This is a genomic window from Chryseobacterium sp. 'Rf worker isolate 10' (genome assembly GCF_050753305.1).
GTDB lineage: Bacteria > Bacteroidota > Bacteroidia > Flavobacteriales > Weeksellaceae > Chryseobacterium.
This window is the reverse complement of record NZ_JBOZOF010000004.1, coordinates 85,239-101,741: the sequence shown is the minus strand read 5'-3', so window position 1 is coordinate 101,741 and position 16,503 is coordinate 85,239. Positions and strand designations below refer to the sequence as shown.

The 16,503-nt window shown below is 36.1% G+C and carries 16 protein-coding genes and 1 tRNA gene; 9 read left to right on the top strand and 8 right to left on the bottom strand.

The window, feature by feature from the left end; all coding sequences use genetic code 11:
- Positions 1–136 precede the first annotated feature (136 nt).
- Entirely contained in the window at positions 137–847 is a 711-nt protein-coding gene (deoD, locus tag LKL37_RS18325; RefSeq protein WP_079240479.1) for a purine-nucleoside phosphorylase, read from the top strand.
- A 52-nt stretch (positions 848–899) separates the two neighbouring features.
- Here the strand turns inward: deoD and LKL37_RS18320 are convergent, their stop codons facing one another.
- From LKL37_RS18320 to LKL37_RS18310, 3 genes are all read right to left on the bottom strand, one after another.
- Positions 900–1,685 carry a TatD family hydrolase gene (locus LKL37_RS18320; RefSeq protein WP_431611907.1) on the bottom strand — a complete coding sequence of 262 codons (786 nt, stop codon included), beginning with the start codon at positions 1,683–1,685 and terminating at the stop codon, positions 900–902.
- Positions 1,686–1,904: 219 nt separating this feature from the next.
- Positions 1,905–2,555, bottom strand: coding sequence for a hypothetical protein (locus LKL37_RS18315; RefSeq protein ID WP_431611906.1), 651 nt, complete (start codon positions 2,553–2,555; stop codon positions 1,905–1,907).
- Positions 2,556–2,557: 2 nt separating this feature from the next.
- Positions 2,558–3,271, bottom strand: a complete 714-nt coding sequence (locus LKL37_RS18310) for a DUF434 domain-containing protein (protein ID WP_431611905.1) — start codon at positions 3,269–3,271, stop codon at positions 2,558–2,560.
- A 270-nt stretch (positions 3,272–3,541) separates the two neighbouring features.
- Between LKL37_RS18310 and LKL37_RS18305 the strand changes: the two genes are divergently transcribed.
- Entirely contained in the window at positions 3,542–4,381 is an 840-nt protein-coding gene (locus LKL37_RS18305) for a DUF4822 domain-containing protein (RefSeq protein ID WP_431611904.1), read from the top strand.
- A gap of 92 nt (positions 4,382–4,473) precedes the next feature.
- On the opposite strand, the gene LKL37_RS18300 is transcribed toward LKL37_RS18305, so the two are convergent.
- The 5 genes from LKL37_RS18300 to mce form a co-directional block, all read right to left on the bottom strand.
- Positions 4,474–5,523 carry an MBL fold metallo-hydrolase gene (locus LKL37_RS18300; protein WP_431611903.1) on the bottom strand — a complete coding sequence of 350 codons (1,050 nt, stop codon included), beginning with the start codon at positions 5,521–5,523 and terminating at the stop codon, positions 4,474–4,476.
- A gap of 165 nt (positions 5,524–5,688) precedes the next feature.
- A complete protein-coding gene (locus LKL37_RS18295) occupies positions 5,689–6,384 on the bottom strand; it encodes a hypothetical protein (protein WP_431611902.1) in 696 nt (231 codons plus the stop codon).
- A gap of 95 nt (positions 6,385–6,479) precedes the next feature.
- The gene (locus tag LKL37_RS18290) at positions 6,480–8,231 is read right to left on the bottom strand and encodes an alkaline phosphatase D family protein (RefSeq protein WP_431611901.1); all 1,752 of its coding nucleotides are present in this window, start codon (positions 8,229–8,231) and stop codon (positions 6,480–6,482) included.
- Positions 8,232–8,416: 185 nt separating this feature from the next.
- Positions 8,417–8,490: transfer RNA gene (locus LKL37_RS18285), tRNA-Ile, on the bottom strand.
- A gap of 62 nt (positions 8,491–8,552) precedes the next feature.
- Positions 8,553–8,951, bottom strand: coding sequence for a methylmalonyl-CoA epimerase (mce, locus tag LKL37_RS18280; RefSeq protein ID WP_047428360.1), 399 nt, complete (start codon positions 8,949–8,951; stop codon positions 8,553–8,555).
- Between the two features lie 93 nt (positions 8,952–9,044).
- On the opposite strand from mce, the gene rbfA reads away from it, so the two are divergent.
- The 7 genes from rbfA to LKL37_RS18245 all read left to right on the top strand — a co-directional run bounded on the left by rbfA (position 9,045) and on the right by LKL37_RS18245 (position 16,487).
- Positions 9,045–9,404 (top strand): 30S ribosome-binding factor RbfA, encoded by a 360-nt coding sequence (gene rbfA / locus LKL37_RS18275; RefSeq protein WP_027373534.1) that lies wholly within the window; start codon positions 9,045–9,047, stop codon positions 9,402–9,404.
- 3 nt (positions 9,405–9,407) lie between these two features.
- The gene (locus tag LKL37_RS18270; RefSeq protein ID WP_431611900.1) at positions 9,408–10,613 is read left to right on the top strand and encodes an ABC transporter permease; all 1,206 of its coding nucleotides are present in this window, start codon (positions 9,408–9,410) and stop codon (positions 10,611–10,613) included.
- A gap of 79 nt (positions 10,614–10,692) precedes the next feature.
- A complete protein-coding gene (locus tag LKL37_RS18265) occupies positions 10,693–12,489 on the top strand; it encodes an endonuclease (RefSeq protein WP_431611899.1) in 1,797 nt (598 codons plus the stop codon).
- Between the two features lie 62 nt (positions 12,490–12,551).
- A complete protein-coding gene (locus LKL37_RS18260; RefSeq protein ID WP_431611898.1) occupies positions 12,552–13,289 on the top strand; it encodes a shikimate dehydrogenase family protein in 738 nt (245 codons plus the stop codon).
- Between the two features lie 74 nt (positions 13,290–13,363).
- The gene (locus tag LKL37_RS18255; protein ID WP_431611897.1) at positions 13,364–15,166 is read left to right on the top strand and encodes a DUF349 domain-containing protein; all 1,803 of its coding nucleotides are present in this window, start codon (positions 13,364–13,366) and stop codon (positions 15,164–15,166) included.
- A 64-nt stretch (positions 15,167–15,230) separates the two neighbouring features.
- Entirely contained in the window at positions 15,231–16,256 is a 1,026-nt protein-coding gene (gene ribD, locus LKL37_RS18250) for a bifunctional diaminohydroxyphosphoribosylaminopyrimidine deaminase/5-amino-6-(5-phosphoribosylamino)uracil reductase RibD (RefSeq protein WP_431611895.1), read from the top strand.
- Positions 16,257–16,322: 66 nt separating this feature from the next.
- Positions 16,323–16,487, top strand: coding sequence for a bacteriocin-like protein (locus LKL37_RS18245; protein ID WP_431611894.1), 165 nt, complete (start codon positions 16,323–16,325; stop codon positions 16,485–16,487).
- The last annotated feature ends 16 nt before the right edge of the window (positions 16,488–16,503 follow it).

Sequence of the window (16,503 nt, the reverse complement as noted above, 5' to 3'; positions counted from 1 at the left end):
TTTAAAATATTATTTAAAGCATTTATTGATAACATCTTATATGTTTTATTGACCATAGAGGGCTTCATTGATTCCATTTTCGTAATGACAGAAACAAACTAAAAGTTATTATCTTTGCCTCATTCAAAATAACATTATGAGTATTCACATCAGTGCAAAAAAAGGAGAAATTGCTAAAGTAGTATTGCAGCCGGGGGATCCGCTTCGTGCACAATATATTGCTGAAAATTATTTAGAAAATGCAAAACTGGTAAGCAAAACCAGAGGTATTTTTTATTATACAGGTCTTTATAAAGGGAAGGAAATTACTGTAGGAGCAAGTGGAATGGGTTTCCCAAGTATCGGGATCTATTCTTTTGAGTTGTTTACGGAATATGAAGTAGATACAATCATCAGAATCGGAACTTGTGGTGCTTACAATACGGATCTTAAACTTTTTGATATCTTAAATATCGATAAAGCAGCCAGCGAAAGTACTTACGCAAAATATGCATGGGGAATTGAAGATGAAATCCTTTCTCACCAGGGTAATATCTTTAACACTATTAATGAAACGGCTAAAGATTTATCTTTAAATGCTAAAGCAATCAACATCCATAGTAGTGATATTTTCTATAGAAAAGATCCTAACACTCCGGAAATTGCTACAAAATATAACTGTCCTGCAGTAGAAATGGAAGCATTTGGTTTATTTGCCAATGCTCAGCATTTAGGAAAAAATGCAGCAACAATTCTTACTGTAACGGATATTATCCCTACCCATGAGAAAATCTCTGCTGATGAAAGAGAAAAAGCGTTGAATCCGATGATGGAACTAGCTTTGGAATCGGCAATAAAGAGTTTGTAAGAAACATATTCATTATAAAAAAAGAGCTTTACTTTATCAGTAGAGCTCTTTTTTATAGTCTGAAAAAATTTCTGGCCGTTTCTGTAGTTTCGTCTGCAACCTCTGAAATGCTGATCTTCTTCAGATGGGCAATTGTTTGTGCCACATAAGATAAAAAGGATGGTTCATTTCGCCTGTTCTGCATTCTGGGCATATTTTTCGGAAGCATAAAAGGAGCATCTGTTTCAATCATCATTCTGTCGAGAGGTACGTATTTTATAACGTCTTCGAGATGTTTAAATCTTTTTTCATCACTGATGGATCCTGTAAATCCTAAATAAAATCCTTTATCCAGATAAATTTTTGCTTCGTTCAATGTTCCGGTAAAGCAGTGTACTACAGCTTCTGGTAACTTTGAAAGAAAGTCATCTGTGATTTCATTAAACCTTTTAAATGCTGATCTTTCATGAAGAAAAAGGGGTTTATTCACTTCTATAGAGAGTTCCAACTGTGCCAGATAACATTTTTCCTGAATAGGTCTTGGAGAGAAATCACGATCAAAGTCAAGACCGCACTCTCCTACTGAAATCACTTGGCCCTGTTTCAATAATTTTCTGAGTTCATTAATACTTTCTCCATTAAAAGATTTGGCATCGTGAGGGTGAATTCCGGCTGTTGAAAATAAAATTTCCGGATATTCTTCTGCAATTTCCGCTGATTCTTTGCTTCCTTTTACGCTTGTTCCCGTGAGAATCATGTGTTCAACACCATGATCTAACGCGCGGTTGATAATTTCTTCGTGTTCATTATAGAACTGTTTATTGGTCAGATTAATGCCAATATCAATGTAAGTGTTCATTTGTTTTTTACTTTTTAGTATATGTTATTTCTAAATATAAAATGGAAGCTGATAATATTCTGTTCTGATTGATTCATAGCTTCTATTTATCGCTGCAAAAGTAGAAGTTTGGTACGCAATGTTTTTACGTAGGAGAAAAAAGCTGAAAAGACAAATGGGTGAAATTGCGAAAGTTTTTATTTTCCCTCAGATTTTACAAATGAGATGTTTGTTGATTACTTATTCGTTGATGAATTTTTCCAGAAAACCAATCAGTTTTGTTCCTCCATGGCTCCAACGGATTCCATGGCCTTCTTTTTCGCGGACTTCAAACACCAGTTCGTGTTTGTAATGGAAGAAAACATTCCACCATGTTTTATTTTCAAGAATATTATTGATTTTCGCCAATACTTTTTCCTGTTTCTGCTGGTTATTCCCTTTTATTTCTCCCCAGAATTCATCATCCATTCTTCCAATATGCTTTTCCCAGGCTCTCTGTGCGATGGTAATTTCATTGTTGAAGGGTTCCTGACATGCATTGATCAACGTTGCTTTCAAAGGTGGAATTGCTTTTTCATCACGGATACTTGCTGAGGTCAGCCGTTGTCCTAAAATATTCAGCCAATGATCAATTGAAATGGCTTCTAAAAGTCTGGATTTTACCTCATCTGAATTGTCACCATCAAGAATCGTAATCAACTTCCCAAAGCTTTCATCTCTATTTATTTTTATTTCTTCATTAAAATAGGGAAAATCCCATTCTAAAGTATTTTCTTTAAACCTGTAAATATTTCTTTCCAGATGTTCCAGATGCTCCTGTACTAAAAGGGCTTTGTATTGCTCTTTCCATGTTTCGGAAAACATGGGAATATAGGGTTCAAACAGATTCATATTTATTTCGTTTTGATCAGATTAACGGGAAGATTTTCTTCTGTGATCAAATATCCGATCAGATTAAACCATTCTATACAGTGATCCAAAATCCATGCATCAGAAGAGACAATAAGTGCTGAGCTTTCTGCCAGAAATTTATCCGGATTGTACTGGAGATCTGCTTGCCAATTGAGTTGGTGCTGTTCGGCAAATTCAAGAATAATCTGTTTAATTCTTCCGCTGTTGGAAACCGGTTTATCAAAGATCCATACCAATTGATGAATTTGATTTTTCTGATAAAAAGAAGCAACGAGTTCCACTGCTCTTAAGGTTTGATTAACTCTTTTATAAGTTCCATGTACACCTGAAAGATCACGAATACAGCCATCCAATCCTTCAAAAATATAAGCTTCGGAAAGCAGACTTTCCAGCAGAATCAAAACATTAAAACCATCAAGATAAATAGTTTTCCCCTTTAAATCTGTGGCTTCCAACCGTTTCATCTGTCTGTTTTGAAGCTGTACAGCAGATGCAGATGCTCCCCTCAAAGCTTGTATTTGACGGGTTTTCAACCTGTATCTGTTTCCTACAAGATCAGAAGCCGCTTTTTCCGGGTACTCTCTACTCAACAGATAATACATGTCTTCAACAGCCAACTTTAGCTTGCTGATCTGTTTCTCTGAGCCGAACAGGGTATCATCGCCGGTATTTTTTCCACGGTTTCTGTTATTCATACTCAAAAATAGAATTTTTGGTGGATTCCTGTGGCAGGAAATTGATTTTTATTATGGATGTTAGAAACCACCCCGTCAAAAATTCTTTGAATTTTTGACATCCCTCCAAGGGAGGGGAATTTCACACCTTTGATTGTTAAATTTGTCAATCATATTATTTTTATCATTTTAATCAGAAATCTGTTATGTTTTCTACAACAAAAGAGATGTTTCGTACAACGCATTGATATTTATTAGGAATAAGTTTGTAAAGACTTAAAAAATACCCTTATGAATACACTGAAAAAATTATGTTATCTGTCTGCAGCAATGCTGTTATCAGCTTCTTTCATTTCATGTTCAAATGATGATAATGAAATTGTTTTTGAACAGCAGACTCCCTCACAGGTACTGTCTTCTACTCCATGGGAAACTACCGGAGCCAAAGATAAAAATGGAAATAATGTAGTTCTTACTGATGCCAGCGTTTCCGGATATGTAGGTTTTGCTTATTTCAAGGCAGATGGAAAGTTTGCTATTTATAACCTTACAGATGTTCTGAGATCTATGGGAACATGGTCTGTAGATGCACAGGGAAAAACCAGAACTATTGCGGCATTGAATCCGGATGGAACAACTATTTTCACCCGTGATGTGGAGATTCTTGTTTTAAACAGAAATGAATTCACGTACAGAATCCGTCCCAACTCCAGTGATCCGTCTGTTTATTATGATATTATCCATACGAGAACTTCTCATGCTGAACCAACTAACGGGCAGCTTGCTCTTGCTTCTACTCCATGGGAAACTACAGGAGCTAAGGATAAAAGCGGAAATAATGTTGCATTAAATGATGCCAGTGTAGCCGGATTTGTTGGATTTTCTTACTTCAAAGCCAACGGAACTTTTAAAATTTTCGGTTTAAATGATGTATTGAGATCCGAAGGAACGTGGTCTATTTCTCCGGATGGAAAAAAGAGAACATTGACTACCCCTACGTTCACCCGTGTTGTGGATATTTTGGTTTTGAATGAAACAACGTTTACTTACAGAATTACCCCTGATGCTGCTAACCCAGCTGTATTTTACGATATTATTCATACCAAGGTTAGCCATAAGGAACCTTTGTAGTGATTATTTTTTTGATAAGAAGGAAGAAACCTGCCCAGTGATGCGCAGGTTTTTATTTTTTTAATTAAAAAGAATGTACTGTTTGTAATGCATTACCAGCATTCTTCCCACCATTTTTTCCAGACTGTAGTTCCCAGTTGATCCAGATTTACTTGTTCTCCGATCATAGGAAGTGTTATCGGAATATTGTTTTCTTCTGCATGTTTTGAGGCCAGTTCCAAAGGTTCGTACCAGGTATGCTGTGCCAGCTTGAATTTGGAATTGTGTACAGGGATAAAATTTTTGGCTTTCAGTTCTTTTATTTCTGTCATCAACTGATCCGGTAAGGTATGAATGTAAGGCCACTTTTCGTTATACTGTCCGGTTTCCATTATGGCTAAATCAAATGGTCCGTATTTTTCTCCAATATCTGTAAAATGATTTCCATAACCGCTGTCACCGCCTAAAAACAAATTTTTCGTGGGTGTCTTTAACACAAATGAAGTCCAGAGTGAAATATTACGGTTCAGTAATCTTCCGGAAAAGTGCCTTGCCGGAGTAAGCGTGATTCTGAAGCCCTCTGCAATGTCTATACTTTCCCACCAGTTTTTTTCAATGATTTTATCTAAGCTCCAGCCCCAGTATTCAAAGTGCTGCCCTGTACCTAAACCACAAATTACTTTGCCTGCTTTATCTTTTAATTCCTGAACGGTTTTATAGTCCAGATGATCCCAATGGTCATGGGAAATAACCAGAAAATCTATATCCGGCATATGTTCCGGCTTGTAATAATCAGCACCCTGAAAAGCTTTTATAGAACCGGGCATTGGAGATGCATTACCACTGAAAACAGGATCTATCAGAAATTTCTTTCCATCTACCTGTATGAAATAGGAGCTGTGCCCGAACCACACCAAAATATTTTCTTCGGATTGAAGATTCTTAAGATCGGTCACCACAAATGGAAGTGCTGTTTTTGGTGATGTATTTTCTACTTTACACAGGCTTTGAAAAAGTAATTTAGTCATACTTTCGCCTTCTAATAAAGCTGGGGTTTCTAATATATTCTGAAATCTTCCGTTGAGATAATTGGGAAGTGTACTGAAGTATTCTTTTCTTTTTTCATCGGGAAACTGCCCTAGCTGTTTTTTTAAATTTTTCATTCACTTAATTTTAAATCCGGCCTTGTTTTTGAGAGAAACAATCTCTATTTCTTTGACTGGCAAACCTTAATTTAAAATAAATATAAGCATAAGATTTAGAGATGTGAAAATAAAATTAAAAGGTGATGAAATTTTTAATTCTCCGGTAATTAATGGGGTCTACGCTTAAAAAAGCCATTTAACCAATCCAAACATAATGATTCCTAATACTAAACAGAATAGAATCAAGACAGCAAAAGTCTCTGCTAATGATGTCCAAAATTTTTTATGATCGAATGTAAAATCAATAGGGTTGATATAATAGACATCATAAACCAAAGGATTTATCCTTAAGTCTGGTCTGAAATACACAATTCCCTGGATATATCTTCTGCGTAAAGCTTTTAAATTTCCAATATAGGAGCTGTAACCTGCATCCATTCCATCAAAATCTACTTCTACTACCGAGTCATTTTCATTTACTTTCAATATATAAGTTTTATGTTTTGGACTGATACTTATATCGTATTCATCAGAAAAAGAATATTTTTTCAGATTATTATAAAGAATTTCATCTATTGTTCCATTCGCTCTCTCATAACGGATTCCTTTATCATCAATCTCTATCTTGCTGACTACTCTTTTTCTGGTTCTCTTCTGATAAAGAAAAAAACGATATAAACCGAAAGCAAGAGCCGGATAGTATAATATAGAAACTATAGTAAATAACACAACTTTATTAATAAGTACTATGGGCAATCCTAATATCAAAACAAACGCCACTAATAATAAAATTATCCCGGAAATCCTGGTCAGCCAGGTCATGAACCACCATGTTTTAGAAACTAACGGTAAAAAATCTTTTCTTACATCCTCTTGCATCTGCTCAAGATACAAAAAGTAAATAACATAAAAGAGCCACAGTGGCACACCATGGCTCTTTTCACTAAATTGAAAATAAGATATGATAATTGAAACTATGAAATTGTATAGGTTTTTTCTGTACTTACATTATAGGTATCAGAGATGACGTTATCTACAAATCTCCATTCTGCTACTGAGCTTCCGGAAGTAAATTTCACATGCAGATATCCTCTTTTATAAAGATTGGCATAATCCAGATCATCAATCAGTAATGAAAATGCCTGAGCCAGTTCTATTGCTTTTGCAGGATCAGACGTAATTCCCAGATAGCCTTCTAATCCTGGAGAAGAAACGGAGCTGCAGGCCAGTTCTGTTCCAATGAATTTACCCTGAGCATCAGTCAGCTTTCCTAACCATGCATTGTGAGTATCTCCTGCCAATACCACTACATTTTTCCCGGCAAGAATGGAGTAAAGCTGCTCTCTTTCCATGAAATATCCGTCCCATGCATCTAAATTGTACGGTAAAGTGGTTGTGATTCTGGCAATATCCTGAGCGGTCAAAGTAGGATCCTGCTGTTTGTATCTTGTTTTAAGGATGATCAATTGCGTGATGGTATTCTGAAGTGCCTGCATTGTTGCCGGCTGTGCACTTCCCTGCTGCTTTATTTCTTCCAGAATCTGATTCAAAAGCATTAATAATTCGGCTGGAACCATCATTTTAGTCATTAAAATCTGCTGTCCAAGTACTTTCCATTTTGCGGTATCTCCATTAATTTGGGAACTCAGCCATGACATCTGCTCACTTCCTATCAGTTTTCTGTTTGTACTTAAAAAGTCTGTCTTAAACTGTACCTGGTTAAAATTCCCTGCGTTATCCAGATAATCGGAATACTCCATTTGCTTATCTCTGGCAATTACTCTTGTATCCATCATATAAAGGGAAACGATATTTCCAAAGTTAAAGCTTCTGTAAATTCTCATATCTTTCCCTGTTTTAAGAGGAATATATTCGCTGTACGCCTGGAAAGCTGCCATTTTTCTGGCCTGAAAATCGCCTTCGTTAGGCTGATGATTTTCTGCTCCGGATTTATAGGTATCATTGGCAAATTCATGATCATCCCAAACACAGATGAACGGTTTTTTCTGGTGAAGAAGCTGAAGGTTTTTATCTCCTCTGTACTGTCTGTAACGTTCTCTGTAATCACTGAGATTAAGAATTTCCTTTGCCGGCTGATGAGCTCTTCCTAATTGATTCGTGTAAGGATTTGTTCCATATTGTCCGGGAGCATATTCATAAATGTAATCTCCAAGGTGCACTACTACGTCTGCCTCAGATTTTGCGATTGCACCATACACATTAAAAAGACCGGCAGGAAAGTTAGAACAGGATACCACTGCCATCTTCACCTCGTTTACAGCATCTGATTTGGAGGGCAAAGTAAGGGTTTCTCCTGTTATACTGACTTCTTTCGTTTTACTGTTATAAAATCTGTAGTAATATTTTGTATTGGAGGAGATATTCTGTACGTCCACAGCTACTGTAAAGTCATTCACGGCTGTAGCATTTGCCTGACCTCTTCTTATCACTTCTGAAAAATTACTGTTTTTACTGATCTCCCATGTAATCTCGGCATCAGTTCCTTTGGAATATCTGGTCCAGATGATAATTCCTGCTGCACTCGGATCAAAACTGGCTACTCCGGATTCGAAGCCTCCGTTTTTAAGATCATCGGGAGCATTTCCATTTTCAGTAAAATCATCGGTGCAGCTTTCAATTAAAGGAGCAAGAAAAATTCCTCCTGCAGCCAATAGTGAATTTTTAAGAAACCTTCTTCTGTTGAATTGGTTGTTGTTTTCCATCATTACTTTTTTTGCAAAGCAACGGTATCCGGGGAAGAAGACTGTTAACTGAGTTTTAAATATCTTTTATGCTTTTTTAAACAAATGTTTAATGTTGTGCATAGGAAATTTAAGCTTATAATTTCTAGCATTGGGGGCTGCTTAATAATAAAAAAACCGCTCACATTACGTAAGCGGTTGATTTTCTGTGGTCCCACCTGGGCTCGAACCAGGGACCACCTGATTATGAGTCAGGTGCTCTAACCAACTGAGCTATAGGACCTCAAAACCTGGTTAAATTTTGTGTTTGCAAAAATAGTAAAATTTCTTTCACCACAAAATTTTTTATTGCTTTTCTTGGCAAAGTTCTACCAGCACGCCGTTTGTAGACTTCGGATGAAGGAATACAACTAATTTGTTATCAGCACCTTCTTTCGGTTCTTCGGAGATAAATTGAAACCCTTCTTTTTTTAATCTTTCTACTTCTTCCAGAATATTTTCAACACCAAATGCCAGATGATGGATGCCTTCTCCCTTTTTATCAATAAATTTTGAGATCGGACTTTCAGGATTACTGGCCTCCAGCAGCTCAATTTTACTTTCACCCGTCTCATAGAAAGAAGTTACCACCCCTTCCCTTTCCACGGTTTCTTTCTTATAGGATTCTTTTCCTAATAATTTGGCAAAAAGTTCGTCAGAAACGCCCAAAGACTTTACAGCAATACCAATATGTTCTAGCTTCATAAATACTAATAGATATAATTAAATCGTAAATTTGATACTCCAGTCGAATTTCAAAGTATCAATTCAAACAAAAGTACTAAATTTGCAGAAATTATGGAAAGTAACAGACAAAGAAAAGTAGCACAGATTATTCAGGAAGACTTCGCAGAGCTTTTCCGCAAACAGGCGTCAGAAAGCAAACAGAGCATATTGGTATCTGTTTCAGATGTAAAAGTAACTGCTGACCTAGGAATTGCTAAGATTTATTTAAGCATTTTCCCGCAGGAATTCCGTACCGCTGTGATGAAGGAGATTGAAGAAAACAAACCTCAATACAGAAACTTCATTGGCCAGAAAATGGCAAAACAGGTACGTATCATTCCACAACTCAACTTTTATCTGGATACCGCTCTTGATGATGTTGAAAAACTGGAAAGAGAATTAAGAGGCGAAGGCGACAATCCTGTTTTATAGATCTTGAAGAATATTGCATTTTACATAGCATCCAGATACCTTTTGGCTAAAAAAGGCAGTACTGCCGTTACGTTTATCACGTGGCTGTCTGTAGGTGCCATGACGGTTGCTGTGGCTGCAATGTTCGTCATCATTTCTGTCTTTTCAGGACTTGAAGACCTGAACAAAGATCTTATTTCCAATCTTCACGCAGACCTTACTTTAAAAAGCGCTTCCGGAAAAACTATCAAAAATCTGGACAACGTTAATAAAGTACTGGGCAGCAATAAAGAAATCAGCAGTTTCTCCCGTGTTATTGAAGAAAAAGTATACATTAGCTTCAATGGAAAGGGTGATATTGCTTATCTAAGAGGTGTTGATTCCGCTTATATTAAGGTAAATCCCATCAATAAAGAAGTGTTCTACGGAACATACCCAAGTTTTAAATACTCCAATGAGGTATTGATGGAAAACACTCTGGACAACAGACTTTCAATTCCTGTAGATTCCTCCAATCATTATGCAACGGTCTTTATGCCGAAACCAGGAACAGGGATTATCAATAAGGAAGAAGATATTTATAATAAAAAAGATATTTTAGTAACAGGTGTTTTCCCAGGAAAAGATCAATTGGATAGTTATATCATCTCTCCTATTGAACTTACTGAGGAATTACTCAGCCTGCCAAAAAAATCAGCTTATCAAATTGTTATTAAACTAAAAAATCCGGAGAATGCAGATTCTGTAAAACAAAGTCTGATTTCTTCTCTTGGGAAAAATATTGAAATAAAAACCAAGGAAGAAGAAAATGCCGCTTTCTGGAAAATGATCAATACAGAAAAGTTATTCATTTATCTGATTTTTGCTTTGGTTATTTTTATTACCACCTTTAACCTTGCCGGAGCAATTATTATCCTTCAGCTTGATAAAAAAGAACAGGCAAAATCTTTGATATCACTTGGCTTTCCTTTAAGCCATCTAAGAATGACGTATTTCTACACTGGAATTCTCATTGTTGTTTCCGGAGTAATTACCGGATTGATTCTTGGAACCGCACTCTGCTATTTCCAGCTTTACACAGAATTCTTCAGAGCAAATGAAGTTTTGCCATTCCCGGTAAAAATCGTAGGAAAAAATTATATTACTGTAGCACTTACTGCTTCCCTATTCGGATTCACGATTTCATGGTTTTTTTCAAAAATCAGTAAAGAATATATTACTAAAAGCTAATATATTAAGTTCATATATTACATTAAATTAATATATCTCGTTTTCATTTTTTTGTACCTTTACGCCCCAATTTAAAAAAATGAAACGAATTCTATCTTTTTTTCTGTTAAGTATGACATTTATTGGTGGTTTTGCACAGGCACCAGCAGATTATTATACTCCAGCAGCAGGCTTATCAGGAGCAGCTCTTAAAACAGCTCTTAAAACTATTATTACCAATGGACATATAGATCATGGATATAATGGTTTATGGACAGGCTATGCAACAACTGACCGCGATTACTTTTATGAAAACGACGGAACTATTCTGGATATTTATTCCGAAAATCCAAATGGTCCGGATCTATATGCCTATACATTAGGAACTGACCAGTGTGGAACGTATTCCACTGAAGGACAGTGTTACAACAGAGAGCACGTTGTTCCTCAAAGTTTATTCAACAGTGCATCTCCAATGGTAGCAGACATTCATTTTATCCGTCCTACTGATGGAAAAGTAAACGGAATGAGATCCAACTACCCTTATGGAATTGTAGGAACAGCTTCTTTTACTTCTAAAAATGGATCAAAACTAGGAAACTCTACATCTGCTGGATACTCAGGTACTGTATTTGAGCCAATTGATGCCTTTAAAGGAGATATTGCCAGAATGATTCTTTATTTTGTAACAAGATATGAAGATAAACTTTCAACGTTCTCTGCCGGAGGTGGTGGAATGCTTGGTAATACAACATTCCCGGGACTACAAGCTTGGGCGTTGAATCAATATTTAGCATGGAATGCAATGGATCCTGTATCTCCTGAAGAAATTGCAAGAAACAATGCTTCTTATACTTACCAGGGAAACAGAAACCCATTCATTGACCACCCTGAATATGTTGCTCAAATCTGGGGAACTCCGGTTGTGGATACTCAGGCCCCTACAGCTGCAACAAACCTTGTTGCCAACAATCCTACTTCAAACTCTATCGCAGTAAGCTGGACAGCTGCCACTGATAATGTGGGAGTAACTTCTTATCAGGTTTATGCAAATGGTACCTTAAGAGCAACTGTTTCAGGAACAACAACTTCTACGGTTGTTTCAGGACTATCTCCATTAACCCAATATACATTCTATGTAATTGCTAAAGACGGTGCAGGAAATTCTTCTCCACAAAGCACAACTGCTACAGAAACGACTCTTGACGGACCTGCAGGAGGCGGAAGCTGTGGAACTGAAGACTTCAGCACAATGCTGGATGGTTCTTCTTTAGCATCTCAATATGCAACAAGAACATGGACAAACAACAATATAACATGGACTGCTACATTAGCAAGAACTGACGAAACTATTAACGGAAAAGCAGTTTGTACAAATAAAGGAACTCTAACAAGTTCTGTTATTTCAGGAGGTGTTCAGACTTTAACATTAACAACGCAAAGAAAATACAGCGGAAATAACGGCAATCTGAACGTACTTGTAAACAATGTTACAGTAGGAACCATCCCTTACAGCACTACTGTTACCACTACCACAATCAATGTAGGAGTAAGTGGTGATGTAACTATTCAGATTGTAAATCCTAATGCCGGAGACAGAGTAGCAATGGATGACCTTAGCTGGACATGTGCTACATCATTAGCAACAGTTGAAACTAAAAAAGACAAATCAGAATTCATGATCTACCCTAACCCGGTAAGAAATAATGAACTATTTGTAAAAGGAGAAAACCTTAACAAAATTTCAAAAGCTGACATCTATGATCTTTCCGGAAAATTGATTGAAACAGTAGCCAATCCTTTCAGACATTCAAATAAAATCAACCTTAAAGGTCTGGTAAAAGGAACTTATATTCTGAAAACAGATAATTCTTCTGCTAAATTTATTGTAGATTAATTAGTAAAAAATATTTCAAATCAAAGGCCGGATTTATCCGGTCTTTTTTTTATTTTTGATCTATGGATTCCAATAAAAAATTAGGATTGATAGGACGAAATATTTCTTATTCTTTTTCTAAAAAATTCTTCGAAAATAAGTTTCAAAAGCTCATGCTGAAAAACTTCTCCTACGATATTTTTGATCTGAAAGAAATCAATGAGTTGGAAAACCTTTTTTCTTCTCCGGAACTTTTAGGATTCAATGTTACTATTCCTTATAAAGAAAAAATAATTGATTATCTTGATGAACTAAGTGATGAAGCAGAAAAAATAGGCGCCGTAAACTGTGTTCTTATTCAGGATGGCAAAAAAACCGGCTACAATACAGATGCATTCGGTTTTGAAAAGACACTTCTTTTACACAAAAAGCCTGCACAGGACAAAGCATTGATTCTTGGAAACGGTGGTGCTGCAAAAGCAGTCAAATATGCTTTAGATAAAAACAACATCCCTTCTGTAACCATTTCAAGAAGTACAGAAATCAATTTTGAAAATCTGGATAAGGAAACCGTTGAAGAGCACAAAATAATCATTCAATGCACACCAGTAGGCACTTTCCCAAATGTAAAGGACTGCCTGAATTTTCCTTTTGACGGACTTACCCCCGGGCATCTGGTTATTGATCTGATTTACAATCCCAACTATACCCAATTCATCATCAATGCCTCTGAAAAAGGAGCAAAAACAGTCAATGGGTATTATATGCTTGAACAGCAAGCAGAAAAAGCTTGGGAAATTTGGAATTTTCAAAAAAAATAACATAAATTAGTACTTTAATTGGCCTTAAAGCTATATTTAAAGGATATTAACGCCACTCACATAAAAGATTTGCTATGACTACAGAAAACAATCTTTCTGAAAACGAAGAAAAGAAAATTCCTAACGAAGTATCTCAGGACACATCAGAAAACACCGTTTCTCATGATGCAAACCAACATGAAGATGATACAGAGCACCTGGAAGAACATGAAGAAGAAGAAATTTCCCTTACTGATGCTTTAAAGGAAATGGAAAAAATCATCAATACTCCTAATGCCGGTGAGAACTTCAAAAGGTTCAGCCAGCTTAAAGAGAAAGCAAGTCATTACATCCATGATGAAGTGGAGGATAAAAAGCATGAATATATAGAAGGGGGAAATCCTGTTGAAAACTTCAGCTATGAACATCCTTCTCAAAATAAATATTCTGCACTGGTCAATATTTTCAGAGAAAAACATGACGACTTTCAGAAAGGACAGGAAGAAGAGCAGAAAAAAAACCTTGAACACCGTCAAAGTATTATTGAAAGACTTAAAAATCTATATACAAGTTCTGAACCGGGGATCAATCTTTTCAAATCCATCCGTGAAATTAAAGAAGAATGGTCAAAAGCCGGACAGGTTGCAAAATCTGAGTTCAAAATTCTTAACAACAATTATTTCCACCACCTGAATCAGTTTTATCAGATGCTGGATCTTAACAAAGAATTTCTAGAGCAGGAATACAGCCATAATCTGGAAAAAAGAGAACATATCATTGCCCGTGCTAAAGAACTGGAAAATGAACCGGTTATTCAAAAGGCATTAAATGAGCTTCAGTATCTTCATAAACTTTGGAAAGAAGAAGCTGAACCCGTGGCAGAAGAATTCCGTGAAAAAACATGGGAAGAATTCAAAGAGATTTCCAACAAAATTCACGAAAGAAAATCTGAACTTTCCGCATCTATTGAAAAAGAACAGACTGTAAATCTTGAAAAGAAAAATGAAATCATTGCTGAAATTAAGAAGCTTTCGGAACCATCAGAAACACCTAATCACAACTATTGGCAAAACGCCATCAAACGAGTTGAAGACCTGCGTTCTGATTTCTTAAAAACAGGAAGTGTACCAAGAAAACTTTCCAATCAGAACTGGAATGATTTCAAAACTACCCTAAGAGGTTTCAACACAACGAAAAATAATTATTACAAATCGTTGAAGGGCTCACAACAGGCCAATCTTGAAGAAAAACTGAAATTAATCCAGACTGCGCAGGATAATATGAACAATGAAGAATGGGATATTGCAGTTCCTTTGTTCAAAAAACTCCAGGAAGACTGGAAAAAAATCGGGCATGTTCCTAAGAGCATGACCAATAAAATCTGGGATGAATTTCGTGATGCATGTAACGCATTCTTCAATAACTACAGAGAGAAAAGCAATACTTCTACCGATAACTGGAAAGAAAATTATAAAAACAAAAAAACTCTTCTTGACGAACTTAAAATGGTTTCCAATGAAGAAGGCAGTATCGAAAAAATTGAGCAGATCAAAACTTCATGGAACAATATCGGTAAAGTTCCGAGAGATAAAATTTCAATCAACTCTGAATTCAATAAGACATTAAGAGAGAAATTAAAAATAAATAAAATCAATGAACTTGAACTGAAAGAAGAAGGTTTATCTGAAAATCAGCTTACCGACAAAGCAAGAAAGATCAAAAACCAAATCTCTGATCTTGAAGCAGAAATCGTAAAACTGGAAAACAACCTTTCTTTCTTCAACAAACCATCAAGAGAAAATCCTCTTTTAAGAGATACTTACAATACGATTGATGAGAAAAAAGCTCATCTGGAAACGTTAAAACAAAATCTCCACAATATTATCAGCGGAGATTAACAGATAACAAAATAAATAAAGGCGGAGCAAAGCAATTTGTCTTCGCTTTTTCTTTTTATACAATATGAACAACGACGAACTTTATATCAAAAGATGTATCGAGCTGGCTCAGAAAGCTCTTGGCCACACCTACCCCAACCCACTGGTAGGAAGTGTGATTGTACACAATGGAGAAATCATAGGCGAAGGATATCATCATAAAGCAGGAGAAAACCATGCAGAGATCAATGCCATCAATTCTGTTAAAAACAAAGACCTTATTCCGGAATCAACAATCTATGTATCTCTGGAACCATGTGCCCATTATGGAAAAACTTCACCTTGTGCTTTAAAGATTAAAGAATTAGGTTTCAAAAAAGTAGTTATTGGCGCTATGGATTCCCATGATAAAGTAAATGGAAAAGGGAAGAAAATTATTCAGGATGCAGGAATTGAAGCCATTTCAGGAATTCTTGAAAAAGAGTGCATTGGTCTGAATAAAAGATTTTTCACGTACCATGAAAAGAAAAGACCTTATATCATTCTAAAATGGGCAGAATCCGGTGATGGTTTTCTGGACAAAGATTTTAAACCAACCGCAGTTTCCAATACATTGGTGAATCAGTTTGTTCATCAGTTAAGAGCTGACGAGCATGCTATTTTGGTGGGAACTCAAACTGCCATAAATGACAACCCAAGTCTTACGGTAAGAAATGCCGAAGGTGTAAACCCTGTCAGAATTCTGATTGATTTTGATTTAAAAGTACCTCCTCATTTCAATATTTACAATACCGAAGCAAAAACACTGGTTTTAAATTCTGTGAAAGAAGGAGCTGAGGAACATGTTCAATTTATCAAAATTAATAGGGATAATTTCCTACCGGAGCTTATGGAAGCTTTATACAAAGAACAGATTCAATCTGTCATCATTGAAGGCGGTCGTTTTACGCTGCAGCAGTTTATTGATGCTAATCTCTGGGACGAAGCTATTGTCATTAAAAATGAAAATCTAAAGCTCAAAAATGGGACAAAAGCCCCGGAATTTAATCATACAGCCACTAAAACTGAAACTGTAAGGGATAACACTATTTCATTCTTTTACGGAAAATAAAACTGTTTTTATCACCTATAAATGAAATAATTTCTTTACATTAGTTTTACAAAAAAAATTAATACTATGAAAAATCTAAAGAAAGTTTCAAGACATGAGCTTAAAACAGTTCAGGGTGGTATCGCTCCTCAATGCTGTTCTTATTATCCGCCTTCATTACAAAACTGTTGTGCAACTCCTTCCAGTATGAGCTGCCCGCCACCTTGGGTAGAAGGAACATTCCCATGCTAATATTATTAATCAAACA

Excerpts from the sequence above, each read along its gene's own strand:
- LKL37_RS18305 (WP_431611904.1), top strand. The coding sequence starts at position 3,542 with ATGAATACACTGAAAAAATTATGTTATCTGTCTGCAGCAATGCTGTTA.
- rbfA (WP_027373534.1), top strand. The coding sequence starts at position 9,045 with ATGGAAAGTAACAGACAAAGAAAAGTAGCACAGATTATTCAGGAAGAC.
- LKL37_RS18300 (WP_431611903.1), bottom strand. The coding sequence starts at position 5,523 with ATGAAAAATTTAAAAAAACAGCTAGGGCAGTTTCCCGATGAAAAAAGA.
- LKL37_RS18290 (WP_431611901.1), bottom strand. The coding sequence starts at position 8,231 with ATGATGGAAAACAACAACCAATTCAACAGAAGAAGGTTTCTTAAAAAT.
- LKL37_RS18315 (WP_431611906.1), bottom strand. The coding sequence starts at position 2,555 with ATGAATCTGTTTGAACCCTATATTCCCATGTTTTCCGAAACATGGAAA.
- deoD (WP_079240479.1), top strand. The coding sequence starts at position 137 with ATGAGTATTCACATCAGTGCAAAAAAAGGAGAAATTGCTAAAGTAGTA.
- LKL37_RS18295 (WP_431611902.1), bottom strand. The coding sequence starts at position 6,384 with ATGCAAGAGGATGTAAGAAAAGATTTTTTACCGTTAGTTTCTAAAACA.
- LKL37_RS18310 (WP_431611905.1), bottom strand. The coding sequence starts at position 3,271 with ATGAATAACAGAAACCGTGGAAAAAATACCGGCGATGATACCCTGTTC.
- LKL37_RS18265 (WP_431611899.1), top strand. The coding sequence starts at position 10,693 with ATGAAACGAATTCTATCTTTTTTTCTGTTAAGTATGACATTTATTGGT.
- LKL37_RS18320 (WP_431611907.1), bottom strand. The coding sequence starts at position 1,685 with ATGAACACTTACATTGATATTGGCATTAATCTGACCAATAAACAGTTC.
- LKL37_RS18260 (WP_431611898.1), top strand. The coding sequence starts at position 12,552 with ATGGATTCCAATAAAAAATTAGGATTGATAGGACGAAATATTTCTTAT.
- LKL37_RS18255 (WP_431611897.1), top strand. The coding sequence starts at position 13,364 with ATGACTACAGAAAACAATCTTTCTGAAAACGAAGAAAAGAAAATTCCT.
- ribD (WP_431611895.1), top strand. The coding sequence starts at position 15,231 with ATGAACAACGACGAACTTTATATCAAAAGATGTATCGAGCTGGCTCAG.
- mce (WP_047428360.1), bottom strand. The coding sequence starts at position 8,951 with ATGAAGCTAGAACATATTGGTATTGCTGTAAAGTCTTTGGGCGTTTCT.
- LKL37_RS18245 (WP_431611894.1), top strand. The coding sequence starts at position 16,323 with ATGAAAAATCTAAAGAAAGTTTCAAGACATGAGCTTAAAACAGTTCAG.